Origin of the sequence: Polaribacter sp. 20A6 (assembly GCF_011378915.1) — a bacterium.
In the GTDB taxonomy this organism is placed as follows: Bacteria; Bacteroidota; Bacteroidia; order Flavobacteriales; family Flavobacteriaceae; genus Polaribacter; species Polaribacter sejongensis.
Genome location: NZ_WTPZ01000004.1, coordinates 285,390 through 301,073, shown reverse-complemented (window position 1 = coordinate 301,073; position 15,684 = coordinate 285,390). Strand labels below are relative to the sequence as shown.

The window sequence follows — 15,684 nt, the reverse complement described above, 5'->3', positions numbered from 1 at the left end:
TTTATGCCTAAATATCATGTAATTCCTAAAACCATAAAAGATGAAGTAGAAACTGCGCTAAATTACTATCCGCAGTTAAAAAATATACATATTGAGTTTAAATTTAAAAAGAATATTAAAAAATCTACCATGCAGGCAAGACCTACTTTTGATAGTTTTTTTAAATTGAAAAAAAATAGAAAATTTTTAATTTTGATTAGTGAAAAATTTAAAATTTCTGATAAGGAATTTTCTACACGAGATATTCCAAAAGATATTTTTATTGGTTGGATTGGTCACGAGTTAGGGCATATTATGGATTATCAAAATAGAAGCAAGTTAAATTTAATCTGGTTCGGACTTAAATACTTGTTTTCAGATAATCATATTGTTGAAGCAGAAAGAGCTGCAGATGGTTTTGCTGTAAAGCACAAAATGGAATTGTACATTATAAAAACAAAGAATTTTATTTTAAACCATGCTGATATTTCAGAAGCATATAAAAATCGGATTAAAAGATATTACCTGTCTCCAGAAGAAATTATGGTGTTGGTGGATGATCGAAATAAATTAGAAGAAAATTTAGAAAATATAAAATAAGTATTCTTAAAGTAAAAGTAAAAACCATCACTAATTTGTGATGGTTTTTACTTTTATTCAATTTTAGAAAAATTAATCTATCCAAATAGACTTTGTATTTACAAATTCTCTAATTCCGTAGCTAGAAAGCTCCCTACCATAACCACTATTTTTAATACCACCAAAAGGCAATCTTGGGTCTGAGGTAACTAGTTTATTTACAAAACTGTTTCCTGCTTCTAATTGCAAAGCAATTTTTTCTCCTCTTTTAGAATTACCCGTAAGTACACCAGAACCCAAACCAAAAGTAGAGTTATTTGCAAGCTCTATGGCTTCCTCTTCATTTTTGGCTTTAATAACAGAAGCTACTGGTCCAAAAAGTTCTTCATCAAAAGCGGTCATCCCAGGTTTTAAATCAGCTAAAATTGTTGCAGGATAATAAGCACCTGTTCTATCAGGAATTTTTCCACCCAAAATTAACTTTCCACCTTGTTGAACTGTTTTTTCTACCTGTTCATGAATTTCGTTCCTTAAATCTATACGTGCCAAAGGTCCGTAATAAACATCTTCGTCTGTAGGAGCTCCCATTTTTGCGGCTTTCATTTTTTTAGTGAATAGTTTTAAGAAATCGTCATAAATTTCTTCTAAAACAATAAAACGCTTTGCAGCAATACAGGTTTGTCCGTTATTTTGTAATCGTCCAAAAGTAGCCATGTCGGTCGCCTTCTCTAAATCCACGTCTTCTAAAACAATGTAAGCATCACTTCCACCTAATTCTAAAACGGTCTTTTTTAAATTTTCTCCTGCAGTTTTAGCAACAGCACGTCCTGCGGGTTCACTTCCTGTTAAGGTTACTGCAACAATGTTTTTATCTTCAATAATTGCTTCTATAGCATCTGATGCCACATTTAAGTTTGTAAAAACTCCTTCTGGGAAACCTGCTTCTGAAAACGCCTCTTCTAAAGCAAATGCACAACCTTGTACGTTAGACGCGTGTTTTAAAACTCCAGTGTTCCCTGTCATTACTGCTGGAGCAGCAAAACGAACTACTTGGTAAAAAGGGAAATTCCATGGCATTATGGCCAAAGTAACTCCTAAGGGCTGAAATGTTACATAACTTTTACTTGCTTCTGTTTCTACTATTTTATCGGCTAATAATTCTGTGATGTTATCTGCATAATATCTACATATTAAAGCACATTTTTCTATTTCTTTACGAGATTGTTCAATTACTTTCCCCATTTCTTGGGTAGCTAATTGTGCGTATTTCTCTTTGTTATTATCAAAGATATCAGCAAGTTTGTGCATCAACTTAGAGCGTTCTTCTAAACTTGTTTTTTTCCAAGATTTATAAGCCTCATTTGCTTTTACTACTTTTTCTTTTGTCGTTTTTTCTGAAATTCTGTTATAAGTTGTAATTTCTTCCTCTGTGGCAGGATTTATAGTGGTGATTGTTTTCATAATTTTATTTTTTAGAATTTTCACTTAGTAATACATTTAATATTTCATGATTTAATGAATAATCTACGGCTAAATCAATTACATGTACTCCTTTTAAATTTAATGTTTTTGTTAAAGTTTCTTCGAACTCAGATACTGATGAAGGTCTGTGTCCAATAGCTCCAAAACTTTCTGCATATTTTACAAAATCTGGGTTTTTATATTCTAGTCCAAATTTAGGGAATCCTTCTCCTTCTTGTTTCCATTCAATCATTCCGTATGCGTTATCATTCAAAATAATAATAACCAAATCTAAATCCATACGAACAGCAGTTTCTAGTTCTTGCGAATTCATCATAAAACCACCATCACCATTTATAGAAACAACTTTTTTATGAGGATATAATTCTTTTGCCATCATTGCTGAAGGAAAACCAGCACCCATTGTTGCCAAAGCGTTGTCTAAAAGTAAGGTGTTTTGAGCATAAGCAGGATAGTTTCTAGCAAACCATATTTTATAAATTCCGTTGTCTAAAGTTACAATTCCGTCTTCTGGTAAAATGTTTCTTGTAATTTTCACTAAACGCTGAGGTAGTATTGGGAATCGATTGTCTTCTTCATATTTAGATAAATGAGATAATACATTCTCTTTTACTTTTAAGAAAAAGTCGAGATCCCATTTTTTTGCATTCGAAGCTAACTCTTTTGTTAATTGATGAATACTTGTAGCAATATCTCCAATTACATTCAATTGAGGGAAATAAACTTCGTGAACTTCTGCTGCAAAAAAGTTAATATGAATCACTTTTCTTTTGTCATCTGCATTCATCACAAATGGAGGTTTTTCAATCGTATCATGACCAACATTTATAATTAAATCTGCTGCTTCTATAGCTTCATGTAAAAAATCGTTTGAAGATAGTGCGGCAGTTCCTAAATAAAGCGGATTCCTTTCGTCAATAATTCCTTTTCCCATTTGTGTGTTAAAAAAAGGAATTCCTAATTGATCTACAAAATTAGTTAAAGCTTCACTGGCTCTTTTTCTATTTGCTCCAGCGCCAATTAATAATAAAGGTTTTTTTGCTGAAAGTATCATCTCTTTTGCTTCTAAGATAGAACTTGCATTTGCTGAAGGAATTTTAGCGCTATTTACATTAAAACATTGTGGATTCTCAACGATTTCTTTACAAACGTCTTCTGGAATTTCTATATGTACAGCACCTGGTCTTTCTTCTTGAGAAACTCTAAATGCTTCTCTAATGGTTGCACTTGCATTTTTACCATAGGTTATTTGTTTAGAAAACTTTGTAAGTGGTTGCATCATCTCTAAAATGTCTACAATTTGAAATTTACCTTGTTTGCTTTCTTTTATCGGTTTTTGCCCGGTAAGCATTACCATTGGCATTGCACCCAATTGTGCATAAGCTGCAGGTGTCATTAAATTGGTGGCTCCTGGTCCTAATGTAGACATGCAAACTCCAGGTTTTCCTGTTAGTCTGCCATAAGTTGCTGCCATAAAGCCAGCTCCTTGTTCGTGCCTGGTTAGTATTAATTTTATTTTATCTGATTTCCTGATGGATTCTAGAAGGTCTAAATTTTCTTCACCAGGTAAGCCAAAAATATATTCTACACCTTCATTCTCTAAAGATTTTATGATGATATCTGAAGTTTTCATTTTAGTAAGTTTAAAAGTTAATTTTAGTTTTTTTGAATTATGCTTTTTGAACAAATTTTTCCCAGTCGGCAAATTTTTCTTCTTTCATTACACGTTCCATTTTTACTTGTCCACCTTTTTTCTTGTTATTGTCATTCCAGTCATGAAATGTTTCAACAGGAATTACGGCAACCTTGACACCTTTTAATGCTTTGCTTCTTGCAACTTTATAATTATTATTTGCTTCTTTTAGAAAATCATCTAAAGCTGTTGCAATTTTATCATTGTCACCTTTTAAATCGGAACCTAAATACCAAGAATGATAAAATTCACCATCTTCAAATCGCTTTGCACAAATGGTGTATTCTGTGATTGTTGTAGAGAATTTTTCCTCTATATACTTGATAGCATCATCCATCTTATTAACGGATAGTTGAGATCCAACAGTATTTAAGAAGAATTTAGTACGTCCTGTAATCTTAATTTCAGCCTTTTCTACATCTGTAAATTTAATGGTATCACCTATTAAATAACGCCAAGCACCACTTACGGTACTTATAATTAAAATATAATCGGTGTCTGTTTCAACCTGCTCTAAAGTTAAAGAAGGTGCGTTTTGTTTGATAGATCCATCCTCATTTATATAATCTGGATTCATAGGAACAAATTCAAAATAAATACCATTCTCTGTATTTAACTGCATTGCATCGGTTTCAGGTCTTACTTGTGTCGCAATATATCCTTCGGAAGCCAAATAAGTGTCTATAACCGTAACGGGTTTTCCTAATAAGGATTTAAAACTTTTTTCATAGGGACCAAAAGCAACTCCACCAGAAGTGTACACTTGAAGATTTGGCCAGATTTCATGAATGTTTTCTAAATGATGAAAATCAATCACTTTCTGCATCATTAACTCTATCCAAGAAGGTATTCCGCTTAAAGCACCAATATCCCATGATTTAGTATTTTCTGCAATATGTTGTACGCGCTCGTCCCAATCTTCAATCTTGGCAATTTCTTCTCCGGGTTTGTAATAACCTTTAAACCAAAAAGGAATATTACTAGCACTAATTCCACTTATTTCTCCTTCAAAGTGATCGTCTTTCTCATCTAAATCCGTAGAGCTTCCTAACATCATAATGTCTTTCTCGAAGAAATCTACAGGTAAATCAAAATTATTTAAAGAAGTAACTTGTTTGATTCCAGAACTTTTTATAGCAGCAATCATTTCATCTGTAACCGGAATTCTTTTACTCGTTTTTCCGGTGGTACCAGAACTTAAAGCAAAATAAGACGGACTACCAGTCCAAGTTACATTTTCTTCTCCATTATGGATTTTGTACCACCACTTTTCGTTGAGTGAATTATAATCAAAAAAAGGAACTTTATTAGCAAAGGAGGTTTGTAAATCATCACTTAAGAGGATGGATTCAAAATTATAAGCTTCACCAAATTGAGTTCCTTTGGCTGTTTCAAGTAAGTTTTGTAAAACTTCTTTTTGAGCTTCGATGTGATTTGTTTCTGATGAAAGTGTATCAGTTAAATTGATAATTCCTTTTATAATATTTCCTAAGATTGCCATAGTTTATGTTTTTTACAAAGATCAAGATTGTGTAGCTATTAGATTAACTCGTATCGTAGAAAAAAGAGTGCATTAGAGTTTTTGATTTGAGTTAAAATCTAAATGATTTGCAGTCTCTTTTTCTATGTAATTGCTTTTAATTTGTAATGAACCTAAATTATATATAAAATGAATAACGATAAAAATGAATTAGAAATAATAAAAAAATACCAAGAAAAGGGGTATACCAGTAATTATAGAGTGGTAGATGGAACGTTAATTGATAACAATACAAAAAGTAAGTACAAGCCTACTGAAATTTTTATTGTAGCAGAACATCGATTTGAAGGAATGAGTAATCCTTCGGATATGTCTATATTATATGTTGTGGTAACAAAAGATGATGAGAAAGGAACTTTTTTAGCCTCTTACGGAGGAGCATCTAGCACTGAAGCAGCAGAGTTTTTTAATGAAATTCCGAAAGTAAATGTATCGAATAAAGAAAACTTATTTATGTAAAAATGGGTTTTTATTCGGCTGTACTTTCAATTAAAATAGTTAGTAAGTCAATGGCAGCTTGTGCAATTTTAGTTCCAGGTCCGAAGATACCAGCAGCACCGGCTTCTAATAAAAAGGGATAGTCTTGTACAGGTACAACGCCACCAACAATAACCATAATGTCTTCTCGTCCGTATTTTTTTAATTCGGCTATAACTTGCGGAACTAAGGTTTTATGCCCTGCAGCTAAAGAGGAGATTCCTAAAATATGGACATCATTTTCTATCGCTTGTTTTGTTGCTTCTTGTGGTGTTTGAAATAAAGGGCCAATATCTACATCAAAACCTAAATCGGCATAACCGGTGGCTACAACTTTTGCTCCTCTATCGTGTCCATCCTGCCCTAATTTGGTAATCATAATTCTCGGACGCCTTCCGTCTAACTCTGCAAATTTATCAGATAAATCTGCTGCTTTCTTATAGAGTTTGTCGTCTTTTATTTCTTTGCTATATACTCCAGAAATTGTTTTGTGAATTGCTTTGTGTCTCCCAAAAACCAGTTCTAAAGCATCAGAAATTTCACCTAGAGTTGCTCTGTTTTTAGCTGCTTTAACTGCTAAGTCTAATAGGTTTCCTTCTCCAGATTTTGCCGATTCTGTTAACGCGTCTAAAGAGTTTTTTACAGCTGAACTATCTCTTGTGTTTTTTAAATGATTTAATCGTTTAATTTGAGAATTTCGTACAGCTTCATTGTCAACCTCTAAGATTTGTAGAGGATCTTCTTTTTTTAACTGATATTTATTAACTCCTACAATTACGTCTTTTTCACTGTCTATTTTTGCTTGTTTAATAGCTGCAGCTTCCTCAATACGCATTTTAGGAATTCCTTTTTCAATGGCTTTTGTCATGCCACCAAGTTCTTCTACCTCACTAATTAATTCCCAAGCTTTATTTGCTAAATCTTCGGTTAACTTTTCTACATGATAACTTCCTGCCCAAGGATCTATCGTTTTGGTTATATATGTTTCTAGTTGTAAGTGTATTTGTGTATTTCTAGCAATTCTTGCAGAAAATTCTGTTGGTAAAGCAATGGCTTCATCTAAAGCATTGGTGTGTAAACTTTGTGTACCACCAAAAGCAGCAGCCATAGCTTCTATGGTTGTTCTTGCTATGTTGTTAAAAGGATCTTGTGCTGTTAAAGACCAACCGCTTGTTTGGCAATGTGTTCTTAAGGCTAAAGATTTTGAGTTTTTTGGATTAAACTGTTTTACAATTTTTGCCCATAACATTCTTGCAGCTCGTAATTTTGCAATTTCAGTAAAATGATCCATGCCAATTGCCCAAAAGAAAGAAAGTCTTGGGGCAAAAGCATCTATTTCCATGCCTGCTTCAATTCCTTTTCTAATATATTCTAAACCGTCTGCTAATGTATATGCCAATTCTATTTCTGCTGTAGCACCGGCTTCTTGCATGTGGTAACCAGAAATAGAAATAGAATTAAATTTAGGCATTTTACTGCTTGTAAATTTAAAAATATCAGCAATAATTTTCATGGAAGGAGCAGGAGGGTAGATGTATGTATTTCTAACCATAAACTCTTTTAGAATATCATTTTGGATAGTACCAGATAATTGTTCTAAAGAAACACCTTGTTCTTCTGCGGCAACAATATAAAAAGCTAAAATGGGTAAAACAGCACCATTCATAGTCATAGAAACAGACATCTTATCTAACGGAATTTTGTCAAATAGAATTTTCATATCCTCTACAGAGTCTATGGCAACACCAGCTTTACCAACATCACCTTGTACTCGTTCGTGATCGGAGTCATAGCCTCTATGAGTTGCTAAGTCAAAAGCAACAGACAATCCTTTCTGACCTGCTTCTAAATTTTTTAGATAAAAAGCATTGCTTTCTTCTGCCGTAGAAAAACCAGCATACTGTCTAATTGTCCAAGGTCTTCTAACGTACATAGTAGCATAGGGGCCTCGTAAATTAGGAGCAATACCAGCAGCAAAACCTTCTTGATTAAAAGAAGGTTTTGTGTTAACGTCTGTATTTTTGAGTTTTATATTTTGTAAATTTTTTCTACTCATTTTTAGGGCTGCCCTCGTCTAGTTTCATTAATTTATATAATTCAACTCCAATTTTTTTTACTTTTTTCTGCCTTTTCTTAATTTTAATATAGTTCTTTAAGATAAAAGCTAAAGAGAATACACACAATAGCATAACGGTGCTAAATATAAAGTTAACACTGTTCCCAAACAAATGATAAAACTTGTCTTCTAGAAAATAAAGACTGACTGCAACGAAAAAAATAAATCCGATTATAAGTGAAGGAAGTTTCTTTTTTAATTGTTGAATCTCAAGTTTTAGCTCATTTTGTTTTTTCTGTTTAAGTAGAATTTCTTTGTTTTTATCCATTTTTATTTTGTTCTATACTTTTTTCAGAATGTAACCGATCCTTTTCTAATGATTCTGAAAGCCGTTTTCTAGTTAATGGGGGGACTAGTGTTTTTATATTTCTTTGCTTAACAAAAGGATACAATTCTAAATCTTGTTGCATTTTATCTTCCTTATTTTGTTGCAAATTTGTACCTAAAAGTATTATTTCTTTTTGAATGAAACTATTTTCTTCTTTTAAAGCACTTTCTTTAATTTTTTTCTGAATGATGCCGCTCTTTAATTGTTTTAAAAAACCGCCACTTTTTTCTATTTGCTTAAAAAGAGTTAATGCGTTTTCTGCTAATTGTTGTGTTATTGATTCTATATAATAAGAACCTTCGGCAAAATATTGAGCTTCTGCTAAGTAACTTTCTTGTTGTAATATTAGCAATTGATTTCTAGAAATACGATTTCCGAATTCGTTAGATTTATGATAAATGGCATCGTAAGAAACATTAGAAATTGTATTTGATCCACCTAAAATAGCGCTCATACATTCTGATGTTGTTCTTAATAAGTTTACATTATAATCATAAATAGTTTTGTTTCTTAAACTTGGTTGCACAAAAATATGAGCTTCTAAATCCGCAATTTCATATTCTTTTATAAGTGCAGACCATAAAATTCTAAAAGCTCTTAATTTTGCAATCTCAAAAAAATAATTACTTCCTACAGAAAAAGAAAAACTTAATTTTTCTGCAACAGTATTTCCAAACTTATTTAGATATTCATTTGCATGCGCTAGCGTATAAGCTAATTGTTGTGTAATTGTTGCTCCGCAATTTTGATATAGATCTCCAGAAATAGCAATGCAATTTGTAGCATTTTTCTGAATTCTCTCTAGCTTTATAAAATCTTCTTTTAAATTAAAAAACCAATTACCTGTTTCCGCTAAGTTACCTATTATATCTGTTTGAAAATATGTTTTTTCTGAATTTACAAATTTAGAAACTTCTAACTGAAAGGTGTCCTCTAAAAAATGAAATTGAAAGTAAATGAAAATAGATTTTACATCAATATTAAGAAGTAGTTTTCTATAATCGAAATTTTTATATGCAATAAATTGAACCGAGTTGGCACCTCTTTTTAAAGCATCTATAGCTAGTGAGTTAGCTATTTTTTCATCATCAACAAAAATAGTTTCACAAATATTAAATCCTTTTTTTGGAGTTTTTATTTTAAGACTAGATCTATCTTCTTGTGTATAAAATGGCTTTACAACAATACCTTCTTGAGTTTTCCATAACAACGTGTCATTATAATCTGCACCTTTTAAGTCTACTTGAATTTTATTTTTCCAAGCAGCTGGTGTAGTTTTTAGAAAATCATCAAAAAGAGAATTTTTCATTTCTTATTTTATGGTATCAAATTCTATTAAATAAATTTCTTCATTTTCTTTTTTCATTAAATACTTTTCTCTTGCAAAACGTTCTAATTGAATAGAGTCTTGTAGTTTTTTTATGGTGGCTTTGTCTTCTGCTATTTTCTTTTGATAAAATGAAATTGTACTTTCTAAGTCTTTAATTTCATTATCGAATTTTCTATGTGCTAAATAGGAATTTTCGTCAAAAAAGAACATCCAAATTAAAAATGGAATTAAGATTAAAACAAAAACGTTTGTTAGAATCTTTACTGCCTTATTATTTTTAAACGTGCTAAAAGTCATAATTAGATTATAAACGATCGTTAATTACTGTTCTAACAACATCAATTGCTACGGTGTTGTGTTTATTATTAGGAATAATAATATCTGCAAAATTTTTAGTTGGCTCAATAAATTGAAGGTGCATTGGTTTTAAAGTATCTTGATACCTATTTAAAACTTCGTCAATGTCTCTTCCTCTTTCTGTAATATCTCTTCTAATTCTTCTAATTAAGCGCTCGTCTGTATCTGCATGCACAAATATTTTTATGTCAAACAAATCTCTTAATGCTTCATTGTTTAAAATTAAAATACCTTCTACTATAACCACTTTTCTAGGATGTGTTTTAATAGTGTCTGTAGTTCTGTTGTGTGTTACGAAAGAATAAACAGGTTGTTCTATTGTTTTTCCTAATCTTAATTTTTTTAAATGCTTAACAATTAAATCAAAATCGATGGCTCTTGGATGATCAAAATTAATTTTTGATCTTTCTTCATAAGATAAGTTTACGGTTTCGTTATAGTATGAATCTTGAGAAATTACACAAACCTCACCTGTAGGTAGTTGTTTAATTATTTGATTTACAACCGTAGTTTTTCCACTTCCTGTACCTCCGGCAATTCCAATAATGAGCATATAATTATGATTAAGATAATTAATTGTCTAAAATAATAAAGAATTTACAAATATTTAGGATTTATTTAATCTTAAATAGCTTCTATTTTAAAATAATAGAGCTATTTTTAATTAGCTGCATTTTTTAAAATAAAAATTAAATTATTATTTAGACTGATTTTTAGTGTTTTACATAAAAAAAGTCTCAAAAATTAATTTTTGAGACTTTTTAATAAATTGAGCCGATGGAGGGACTCGAACCCACGACCTGCTGATTACAAATCAGCTGCTCTAGCCAGCTGAGCTACATCGGCTTTTATTTTGAGAGCGCAAATTAAAGACTATTTTTAGTTACTACCAAATTAAATTTCATTTTTTTTAATAAAAAAGCTTCAATTTACATTGAAGCCTTTAAAACAAGAATAATTTTACATAAAATTGAAGAATATTGAATAGATATTTTTCTATTTTATAAGTAAAAAACGTATTTATATTTTATATGTTGCTTTCTTTTATATTTAAATTTGATAAAAAAAAATTGTAAGAACAACTAGAAATCTACCAATGCTTTTTTATAGGTGGTTAAACAACGTTCTCTAGCAGATTTATGTTCTACAATAGGAGCAGGATATGTGAGTTCTTGAAAGTCTGGAACCCATTTTTTGATATAATTTAAATCTTTATCAAATTTTTTAATTTGAGTGGTGGGGTTAAAGATTCTAAAGTAAGGCGAGGCATCCACTCCAGTACCTGCAACCCATTGCCAATTACCTATGTTGCTGGCTTGTTCGTAATCGTGTAATTTTTCTGCAAAATAAGCTTCTCCCCATCTCCAATCTATCAATAGATGTTTGCAAAGAAAACTACCTACCAACATTCTAATTCTGTTGTGCATAAAACCTGTTTGGTTTAATTCTTTCATGCCTGCATCTACTAACGGATAACCTGTTTCACCTTTGCACCATGCTTTAAATTCGTCTTCGTTATTTCTCCAAAGAATTCTATCGTATTTTGGTTTAAAACTCTCTTTAACGGTGTGTGGAAAATGCCATAAAATCTGCATAAAAAACTCGCGCCAAATCAATTCTTTTAAGAAAGTAATGTTGTTGCTTTTTGATGCTTCGTCAACCATTTTACGGATACTCACGGTACCAAAACGTAAATGAGTACCTAATTTAGAAGTACTGTCTTTTGCAGGGAAGTTTCTGGTTTCTTCATACGTATCAATTAATTTAGAAGATACTTTGTAGGAAGCAACTTTTATGGCAGATTTTATAAAACCAATAGCTTCTAATTTTAAAATAGGTTGGTTTTTACTTTTGATAAAATTCTCTAGCAATGTTTCTGAAGGGAAAAATTGAATTCCTTTAAAATGAAAAGCTTCTAGCCATTTTTTAGAAAAGGGTGTGTAAACTTTATACGGTGTACCGTCTTTTTTTACAATTTCATTTCTTTCAAAAATTACTTGGTCTTTAAATGTTTTAAAATTGATGTTTTTTGATGAAAGAAATTCCTTAATCTCTAAATCCCTTTTTATCGCATACGGTTCATAATCATGATTTGTAAAAACGGTATCGATGGTGTACTTTTCTGATAATGAGTTGTAAATTTCTTTAGGCTTTCCTTGATAAACCTCTAAAACACTCCCTATTTCAACTAATTTTTCATGAATATGCGCTATTTCCTGATAAATAAAAGAAACACGTGCATCATCTTTCTTTAATTTACTTAAAATTTCTTCATCAAAAATAAAAATTGGAAGTACTTTTTTACCTGATTTTAAGGCATGATATAATCCGCAATTATCATCTAACCGTAAATCTCTTCTAAACCAAAAAATGTTTATCTCTGTCTTCATTTATTATAATTATTTAATTTCTGTAAAACAGAAAAAATCTATTTAATTGGCGGGTAGTATTGTCCAAAAAGTTCAATTAATTTCTTTTGTCTGTACTCAAAAATTTCCTCTAATTTGGGTTCTACTAGTATAGGATGTGCTATTTGACCTAAAATTCCCATAGGAACTTTATAGTCTATAATGTCTTCCATTTCTACGCCACCTTCAATTTCTTTGATAAAATGTTTGTGATGCCATAATGCATACGGTCCAAAACGTTGTTCATCTACAAAGTATTCGTTTTCTTTTACGTGCGTAATTTCGGTAACCCATTTTGTTTTTATCCCAAGAATTGGGGTAACAATATATTGTATAATCTGACCAGCAAACATTGGTTTTTCTGCTCCCGAAAGAATATCAAAACTCATATAAGTAGGCGTAATTACTTTTAAATTTTTTGGGCTCGATAAAAACTTCCAAGCCTCTTCTAGTGTAATTGGTAGTTTTTGTTTTCTGTGGAATGTGTATATTTTCATGTTAATTATGAATTAGAATGTAGAGATTTAATGAGGTTGCAATACAAAGCCAAATCATGTATGGCAATAGTAAATATTTATAGCCGCCTGTTTTATTACTTAATTTAAAAAAATAATAAAATAATGTTGCTGTGAGTAATACAATCGATATCAAACCAATTAAAACTAAATGTTGATTGAAGAAAATGTAGTTCCAGCTAACGTTTAAAATAAATTGAATTATAAAAACGGAAAGTATTTTTGAATTGTAATTGGTTGTAAATTGTTTACCTAAAAAGATAGAAAAACAAATCATAATAAAAGTCCAGGCAATACCAAATACAATTCCAGGTGGTGTCCAAGGAGCTTGGTTTAGGTTGGTGTACCAATCGGAAAGTGGTCCGTTATTCATTAACCAACTTCCAATGGCTAAAGCACCAAAATTGATTACTAAAAATAATAGTGTAAGCTTTACTTGTTTCATAGAATAAATTATTTAGATTTTAAAGACTCATTTTTTTTTAGGATGTTATCTGCTTCTGAATAATTTTTGTCGCTATTTGTTCTAATAATAGCTTGTAGTTTAAAAGCTTCTTCCATTAATTTCTTGTAAGATTCTTACAACTTTTCTATCTCACTTTTCTTTTTAAATAAGTCAAACCTATTTTATGATTTTAAGTGTTTTATTATTTTTGAACTCAAAGGTTTTGTAATTGAAAAATAATAATCAACTAATTCTCCTTCTGGTGAAACTAAATATTTTTGAAAATTCCATTTTACGGTAGAGTTTTTTTTATTATTGAACTTCTTAGATGTTAGCCATGTATATAGTGGATTTTGATTTTTTCCTTTTACATCAATTTTTTCTGTAATTAAAAAGGAGACACCATAATTAACTTCGCAAAATTCTTCAATTTCAGAAAAAGATCCTGGTTCTTGTTTTCCAAACTGATTACAAGGAACTCCAATTACAACTATTTTGTCGTTATAAGTTTTATGCAACTCTTCTAAATCTTTGTATTGCGGTGTAAATCCGCATTTAGAAGCTACGTTTACAAAAAGAATATATTTGCCTTTAAAATCTGACAAAAGAATAGGGGTATTCTGGAGACTATTAATCTCTATATTGTAAATATTCATTTAATTCTGATTTTAATTATATTTTAAAACTGACAATTCCGCAGTCTAATTCAAAAATTTGACCAGATATAGCACCTGCTTTTTCAGATATTAAATAAGAAGCTAGGTCTGCAACTTCTTTTGGGGCTAAATATTTTTTTAGAGGGTGTCGTTCTTTTATGTTTTCAATCATTCTTTCATTGCGCAATAACTTAGAGGCTAACTCTGTATCTGTTACTGTTGGGGCAATGGCGTTTACGCGAATTAGTGGTGCCAATTCTGCTCCTAACGATTTTGTTAGTCCTTCTACGGCAGATTTTGCAGTGGCTACACTTGCGTGAAAAGGCATTCCTAATTTAGCAGCTACCGTGCTAAATAGTAAGATGGAAGGGTTGTTTCCTTTTTTTAATGCGGGTAAATAATGTTGAATTGCTTTTACAGCTCCAATTACATTAATTTCAAAGTCTTCTCTGAAATCGGTAAGTTTTAGTCTAGAAATTGGCTTTAAATTGATGCTTCCTGGGCAATAGATTAAGGTGTCTATTGCGTCTATCTCAGGTAAATCATCTGTAAGGATATCACAATTAAAGTGATTGAGGTTAGTGTGGGGAAGTAAAGGAGCTGTTCTACTGATATTTATAATTGAATTTTCATCAATTAAACTATCAATAATAGCTTTTCCAATTCCTTTACTTCCTCCAATAACTAAAATTTTATTCATTTGCTTTTAAGGTCTTCCTTTCAAGCGCTTTTCAATTTTTTGTTTAACTGCTGTAAGGCGCTTCATTTGATCCATTATTTCAAGATCTTTTTCTGCTTTATATACTTCATTTAGTTCTAGTATTAAGGCTTTTACCTCTCTAGAAGCTACAATTCTATCACTAGTTGTCTTAAATGAGAACTTTCTATGTTCAAACTCTTCCGCTCTTTCTAATAAATTCATGCTATGTTTCTCTGTTTTAATCTATAATTTTGTGAATATAATTATAAAAGTTAGAAAAACAAGAGAAATCTATAATTATTATGCAGTTAACGGTTTTCCCTTTAAACGTCTCTCTATTCTTTGTTTAATAAGGGTTAAACGTTTCATGATATCCATAATTTCAGAATCTTTATTCTTTTTATATACCTCGTTTAAGTCTAAGATTAAAGCTTTTGCTTCTCTAGCTGCTAAAACACGGTCACTTGTAGTTGGAAATCTCATTTTTCTTGTTTCAAACTCTAATGCTTTTTTGATTAACTCCATAATTTAATTTTTCTGTATTGAACATTTAAATCTTCCTTTTTGGAAAGTTCTTAACTTTAAATGTTTTGTTTTTCTTTCCTGAACCCTTTTTCTCCACATTACAAAGCTTTTAGGCTTCGTTTCTTTCAGCATTAAATCAATTACTTCTTATTATTTTAGGTTAAATTGATCTTTTATTGCTTCAAACGTGGTCTATCTTTCCAGTCCATTTCTATTATATGCTCAATAGCTATGCCGTTTAATTACTTAATGCATAGATTTATCTTATAGCTACATAGAATTAACTTTTTATTATTTTAATATGTTTATAGCAATCAAATACTATAAACATATTAAAATAAATTTCCTTTTTCCGTTTTTGAAAAAAGCAATTAGGGGACTATATTTCCTATTAACAGTTATTTATATTTCAAATATAATAAATGTTTAATGATTTACAAAATAAATTAAACAAAATTGTTGTTTTAAATTTATATGCCTTTTTTGATAAAATTCTTTGAGGTCAAATAGCCTTTAGAATAGAAAAGAGATAAATGTGTCAAGTCCTTGATAAA

General features: G+C 30.7%; 17 protein-coding genes, 1 tRNA gene and 2 pseudogenes. 2 read left to right on the top strand and 18 right to left on the bottom strand.

From position 1 onward, the window contains the following. Positions 1-3: 3 nt before the first annotated feature. Positions 4-579 (top strand): hypothetical protein, encoded by a 576-nt coding sequence (locus GQS57_RS11370; RefSeq protein WP_165732971.1) that lies wholly within the window; start codon positions 4-6, stop codon positions 577-579. A 72-nt stretch (positions 580-651) separates the two neighbouring features. Here GQS57_RS11370 and GQS57_RS11365 read toward each other — a convergent pair whose 3' ends face one another. The 3 genes from GQS57_RS11365 to GQS57_RS11355 are packed head-to-tail and all read right to left on the bottom strand — an operon-like array spanning position 652 to position 5,234. Further along, positions 652-2,019 carry an NAD-dependent succinate-semialdehyde dehydrogenase gene (locus GQS57_RS11365; RefSeq protein ID WP_165732970.1) on the bottom strand — a complete coding sequence of 456 codons (1,368 nt, stop codon included), beginning with the start codon at positions 2,017-2,019 and terminating at the stop codon, positions 652-654. Between the two features lie 4 nt (positions 2,020-2,023). Beyond that, a complete protein-coding gene (locus GQS57_RS11360; protein ID WP_165732969.1) occupies positions 2,024-3,673 on the bottom strand; it encodes an acetolactate synthase large subunit in 1,650 nt (549 codons plus the stop codon). 37 nt (positions 3,674-3,710) lie between these two features. Continuing rightward, positions 3,711-5,234: a GH3 auxin-responsive promoter family protein gene (locus GQS57_RS11355; RefSeq protein ID WP_165732968.1), complete on the bottom strand. Its 1,524-nt coding sequence runs from the start codon at positions 5,232-5,234 to the stop codon at positions 3,711-3,713. A gap of 168 nt (positions 5,235-5,402) precedes the next feature. On the opposite strand from GQS57_RS11355, the gene GQS57_RS11350 reads away from it, so the two are divergent. Next, a complete protein-coding gene (locus GQS57_RS11350; protein ID WP_165732967.1) occupies positions 5,403-5,732 on the top strand; it encodes a hypothetical protein in 330 nt (109 codons plus the stop codon). Between the two features lie 10 nt (positions 5,733-5,742). Here GQS57_RS11350 and scpA read toward each other — a convergent pair whose 3' ends face one another. The 15 genes and pseudogenes from scpA to GQS57_RS11275 form a co-directional block, all read right to left on the bottom strand. Then, complete coding sequence (gene scpA, locus GQS57_RS11345) at positions 5,743-7,806, bottom strand: methylmalonyl-CoA mutase (RefSeq protein WP_165732966.1); 2,064 nt, start codon at positions 7,804-7,806, stop codon at positions 5,743-5,745. After that, positions 7,799-8,134, bottom strand: coding sequence for a hypothetical protein (locus GQS57_RS11340; protein ID WP_165732965.1), 336 nt, complete (start codon positions 8,132-8,134; stop codon positions 7,799-7,801). The genes scpA and GQS57_RS11340 overlap by 8 nt, the downstream gene beginning before the upstream one ends. Next, positions 8,127-9,503: a methylmalonyl-CoA mutase subunit beta gene (locus GQS57_RS11335; RefSeq protein ID WP_165732964.1), complete on the bottom strand. Its 1,377-nt coding sequence runs from the start codon at positions 9,501-9,503 to the stop codon at positions 8,127-8,129. Before GQS57_RS11335 ends, GQS57_RS11340 begins: the two co-directional genes overlap by 8 nt. Positions 9,504-9,506: 3 nt before the next feature. After that, positions 9,507-9,821 carry a septum formation initiator family protein gene (locus GQS57_RS11330; RefSeq protein WP_165732963.1) on the bottom strand — a complete coding sequence of 105 codons (315 nt, stop codon included), beginning with the start codon at positions 9,819-9,821 and terminating at the stop codon, positions 9,507-9,509. A gap of 7 nt (positions 9,822-9,828) precedes the next feature. Next, positions 9,829-10,434 (bottom strand): uridine kinase, encoded by a 606-nt coding sequence (gene udk, locus GQS57_RS11325; protein ID WP_165732962.1) that lies wholly within the window; start codon positions 10,432-10,434, stop codon positions 9,829-9,831. A gap of 219 nt (positions 10,435-10,653) precedes the next feature. Then, a tRNA-Thr gene (locus GQS57_RS11320) sits at positions 10,654-10,727 on the bottom strand. A gap of 236 nt (positions 10,728-10,963) precedes the next feature. Next, entirely contained in the window at positions 10,964-12,271 is a 1,308-nt protein-coding gene (locus GQS57_RS11315; protein WP_165732961.1) for a deoxyribodipyrimidine photo-lyase, read from the bottom strand. A 38-nt stretch (positions 12,272-12,309) separates the two neighbouring features. After that, entirely contained in the window at positions 12,310-12,786 is a 477-nt protein-coding gene (locus GQS57_RS11310) for an SRPBCC family protein (protein ID WP_165732960.1), read from the bottom strand. A gap of 1 nt (position 12,787) precedes the next feature. Continuing rightward, positions 12,788-13,249 (bottom strand): TspO/MBR family protein, encoded by a 462-nt coding sequence (locus GQS57_RS11305; RefSeq protein WP_165732959.1) that lies wholly within the window; start codon positions 13,247-13,249, stop codon positions 12,788-12,790. Between the two features lie 8 nt (positions 13,250-13,257). Beyond that, positions 13,258-13,371, bottom strand: a pseudogene (locus tag GQS57_RS11300) (hypothetical protein); the annotation flags it as partial. Between the two features lie 60 nt (positions 13,372-13,431). Next, on the bottom strand, positions 13,432-13,905 hold the full coding sequence (locus GQS57_RS11295; RefSeq protein ID WP_165732958.1) for a glutathione peroxidase: 474 nt from the start codon (positions 13,903-13,905) through the stop codon (positions 13,432-13,434). Positions 13,906-13,921: 16 nt separating this feature from the next. Next, on the bottom strand, positions 13,922-14,605 hold the full coding sequence (locus GQS57_RS11290; RefSeq protein ID WP_165732957.1) for an SDR family NAD(P)-dependent oxidoreductase: 684 nt from the start codon (positions 14,603-14,605) through the stop codon (positions 13,922-13,924). A gap of 6 nt (positions 14,606-14,611) precedes the next feature. Next, on the bottom strand, positions 14,612-14,827 hold the full coding sequence (locus tag GQS57_RS11285) for a hypothetical protein (protein WP_068448590.1): 216 nt from the start codon (positions 14,825-14,827) through the stop codon (positions 14,612-14,614). Between the two features lie 78 nt (positions 14,828-14,905). Then, positions 14,906-15,130: a hypothetical protein gene (locus GQS57_RS11280; protein WP_165732956.1), complete on the bottom strand. Its 225-nt coding sequence runs from the start codon at positions 15,128-15,130 to the stop codon at positions 14,906-14,908. A 3-nt stretch (positions 15,131-15,133) separates the two neighbouring features. Next, positions 15,134-15,339: pseudogene (locus GQS57_RS11275) on the bottom strand (TIGR03643 family protein). Between the last annotated feature and the right edge of the window lie 345 nt (positions 15,340-15,684).

Coding starts and splice junctions, on each gene's coding strand:
- GQS57_RS11370 (WP_165732971.1), top strand. CDS start 4: ATGCCTAAATATCATGTAATTCCTAAAACCATAAAAGATGAAGTAGAA.
- GQS57_RS11365 (WP_165732970.1), bottom strand. CDS start 2,019: ATGAAAACAATCACCACTATAAATCCTGCCACAGAGGAAGAAATTACA.
- GQS57_RS11360 (WP_165732969.1), bottom strand. CDS start 3,673: ATGAAAACTTCAGATATCATCATAAAATCTTTAGAGAATGAAGGTGTA.
- GQS57_RS11355 (WP_165732968.1), bottom strand. CDS start 5,234: ATGGCAATCTTAGGAAATATTATAAAAGGAATTATCAATTTAACTGAT.
- GQS57_RS11350 (WP_165732967.1), top strand. CDS start 5,403: ATGAATAACGATAAAAATGAATTAGAAATAATAAAAAAATACCAAGAA.
- scpA (WP_165732966.1), bottom strand. CDS start 7,806: ATGAGTAGAAAAAATTTACAAAATATAAAACTCAAAAATACAGACGTT.
- GQS57_RS11340 (WP_165732965.1), bottom strand. CDS start 8,134: ATGGATAAAAACAAAGAAATTCTACTTAAACAGAAAAAACAAAATGAG.
- GQS57_RS11335 (WP_165732964.1), bottom strand. CDS start 9,503: ATGAAAAATTCTCTTTTTGATGATTTTCTAAAAACTACACCAGCTGCT.
- GQS57_RS11330 (WP_165732963.1), bottom strand. CDS start 9,821: ATGACTTTTAGCACGTTTAAAAATAATAAGGCAGTAAAGATTCTAACA.
- udk (WP_165732962.1), bottom strand. CDS start 10,434: ATGCTCATTATTGGAATTGCCGGAGGTACAGGAAGTGGAAAAACTACG.
- GQS57_RS11315 (WP_165732961.1), bottom strand. CDS start 12,271: ATGAAGACAGAGATAAACATTTTTTGGTTTAGAAGAGATTTACGGTTA.
- GQS57_RS11310 (WP_165732960.1), bottom strand. CDS start 12,786: ATGAAAATATACACATTCCACAGAAAACAAAAACTACCAATTACACTA.
- GQS57_RS11305 (WP_165732959.1), bottom strand. CDS start 13,249: ATGAAACAAGTAAAGCTTACACTATTATTTTTAGTAATCAATTTTGGT.
- GQS57_RS11295 (WP_165732958.1), bottom strand. CDS start 13,905: ATGAATATTTACAATATAGAGATTAATAGTCTCCAGAATACCCCTATT.
- GQS57_RS11290 (WP_165732957.1), bottom strand. CDS start 14,605: ATGAATAAAATTTTAGTTATTGGAGGAAGTAAAGGAATTGGAAAAGCT.
- GQS57_RS11285 (WP_068448590.1), bottom strand. CDS start 14,827: ATGAATTTATTAGAAAGAGCGGAAGAGTTTGAACATAGAAAGTTCTCA.
- GQS57_RS11280 (WP_165732956.1), bottom strand. CDS start 15,130: ATGGAGTTAATCAAAAAAGCATTAGAGTTTGAAACAAGAAAAATGAGA.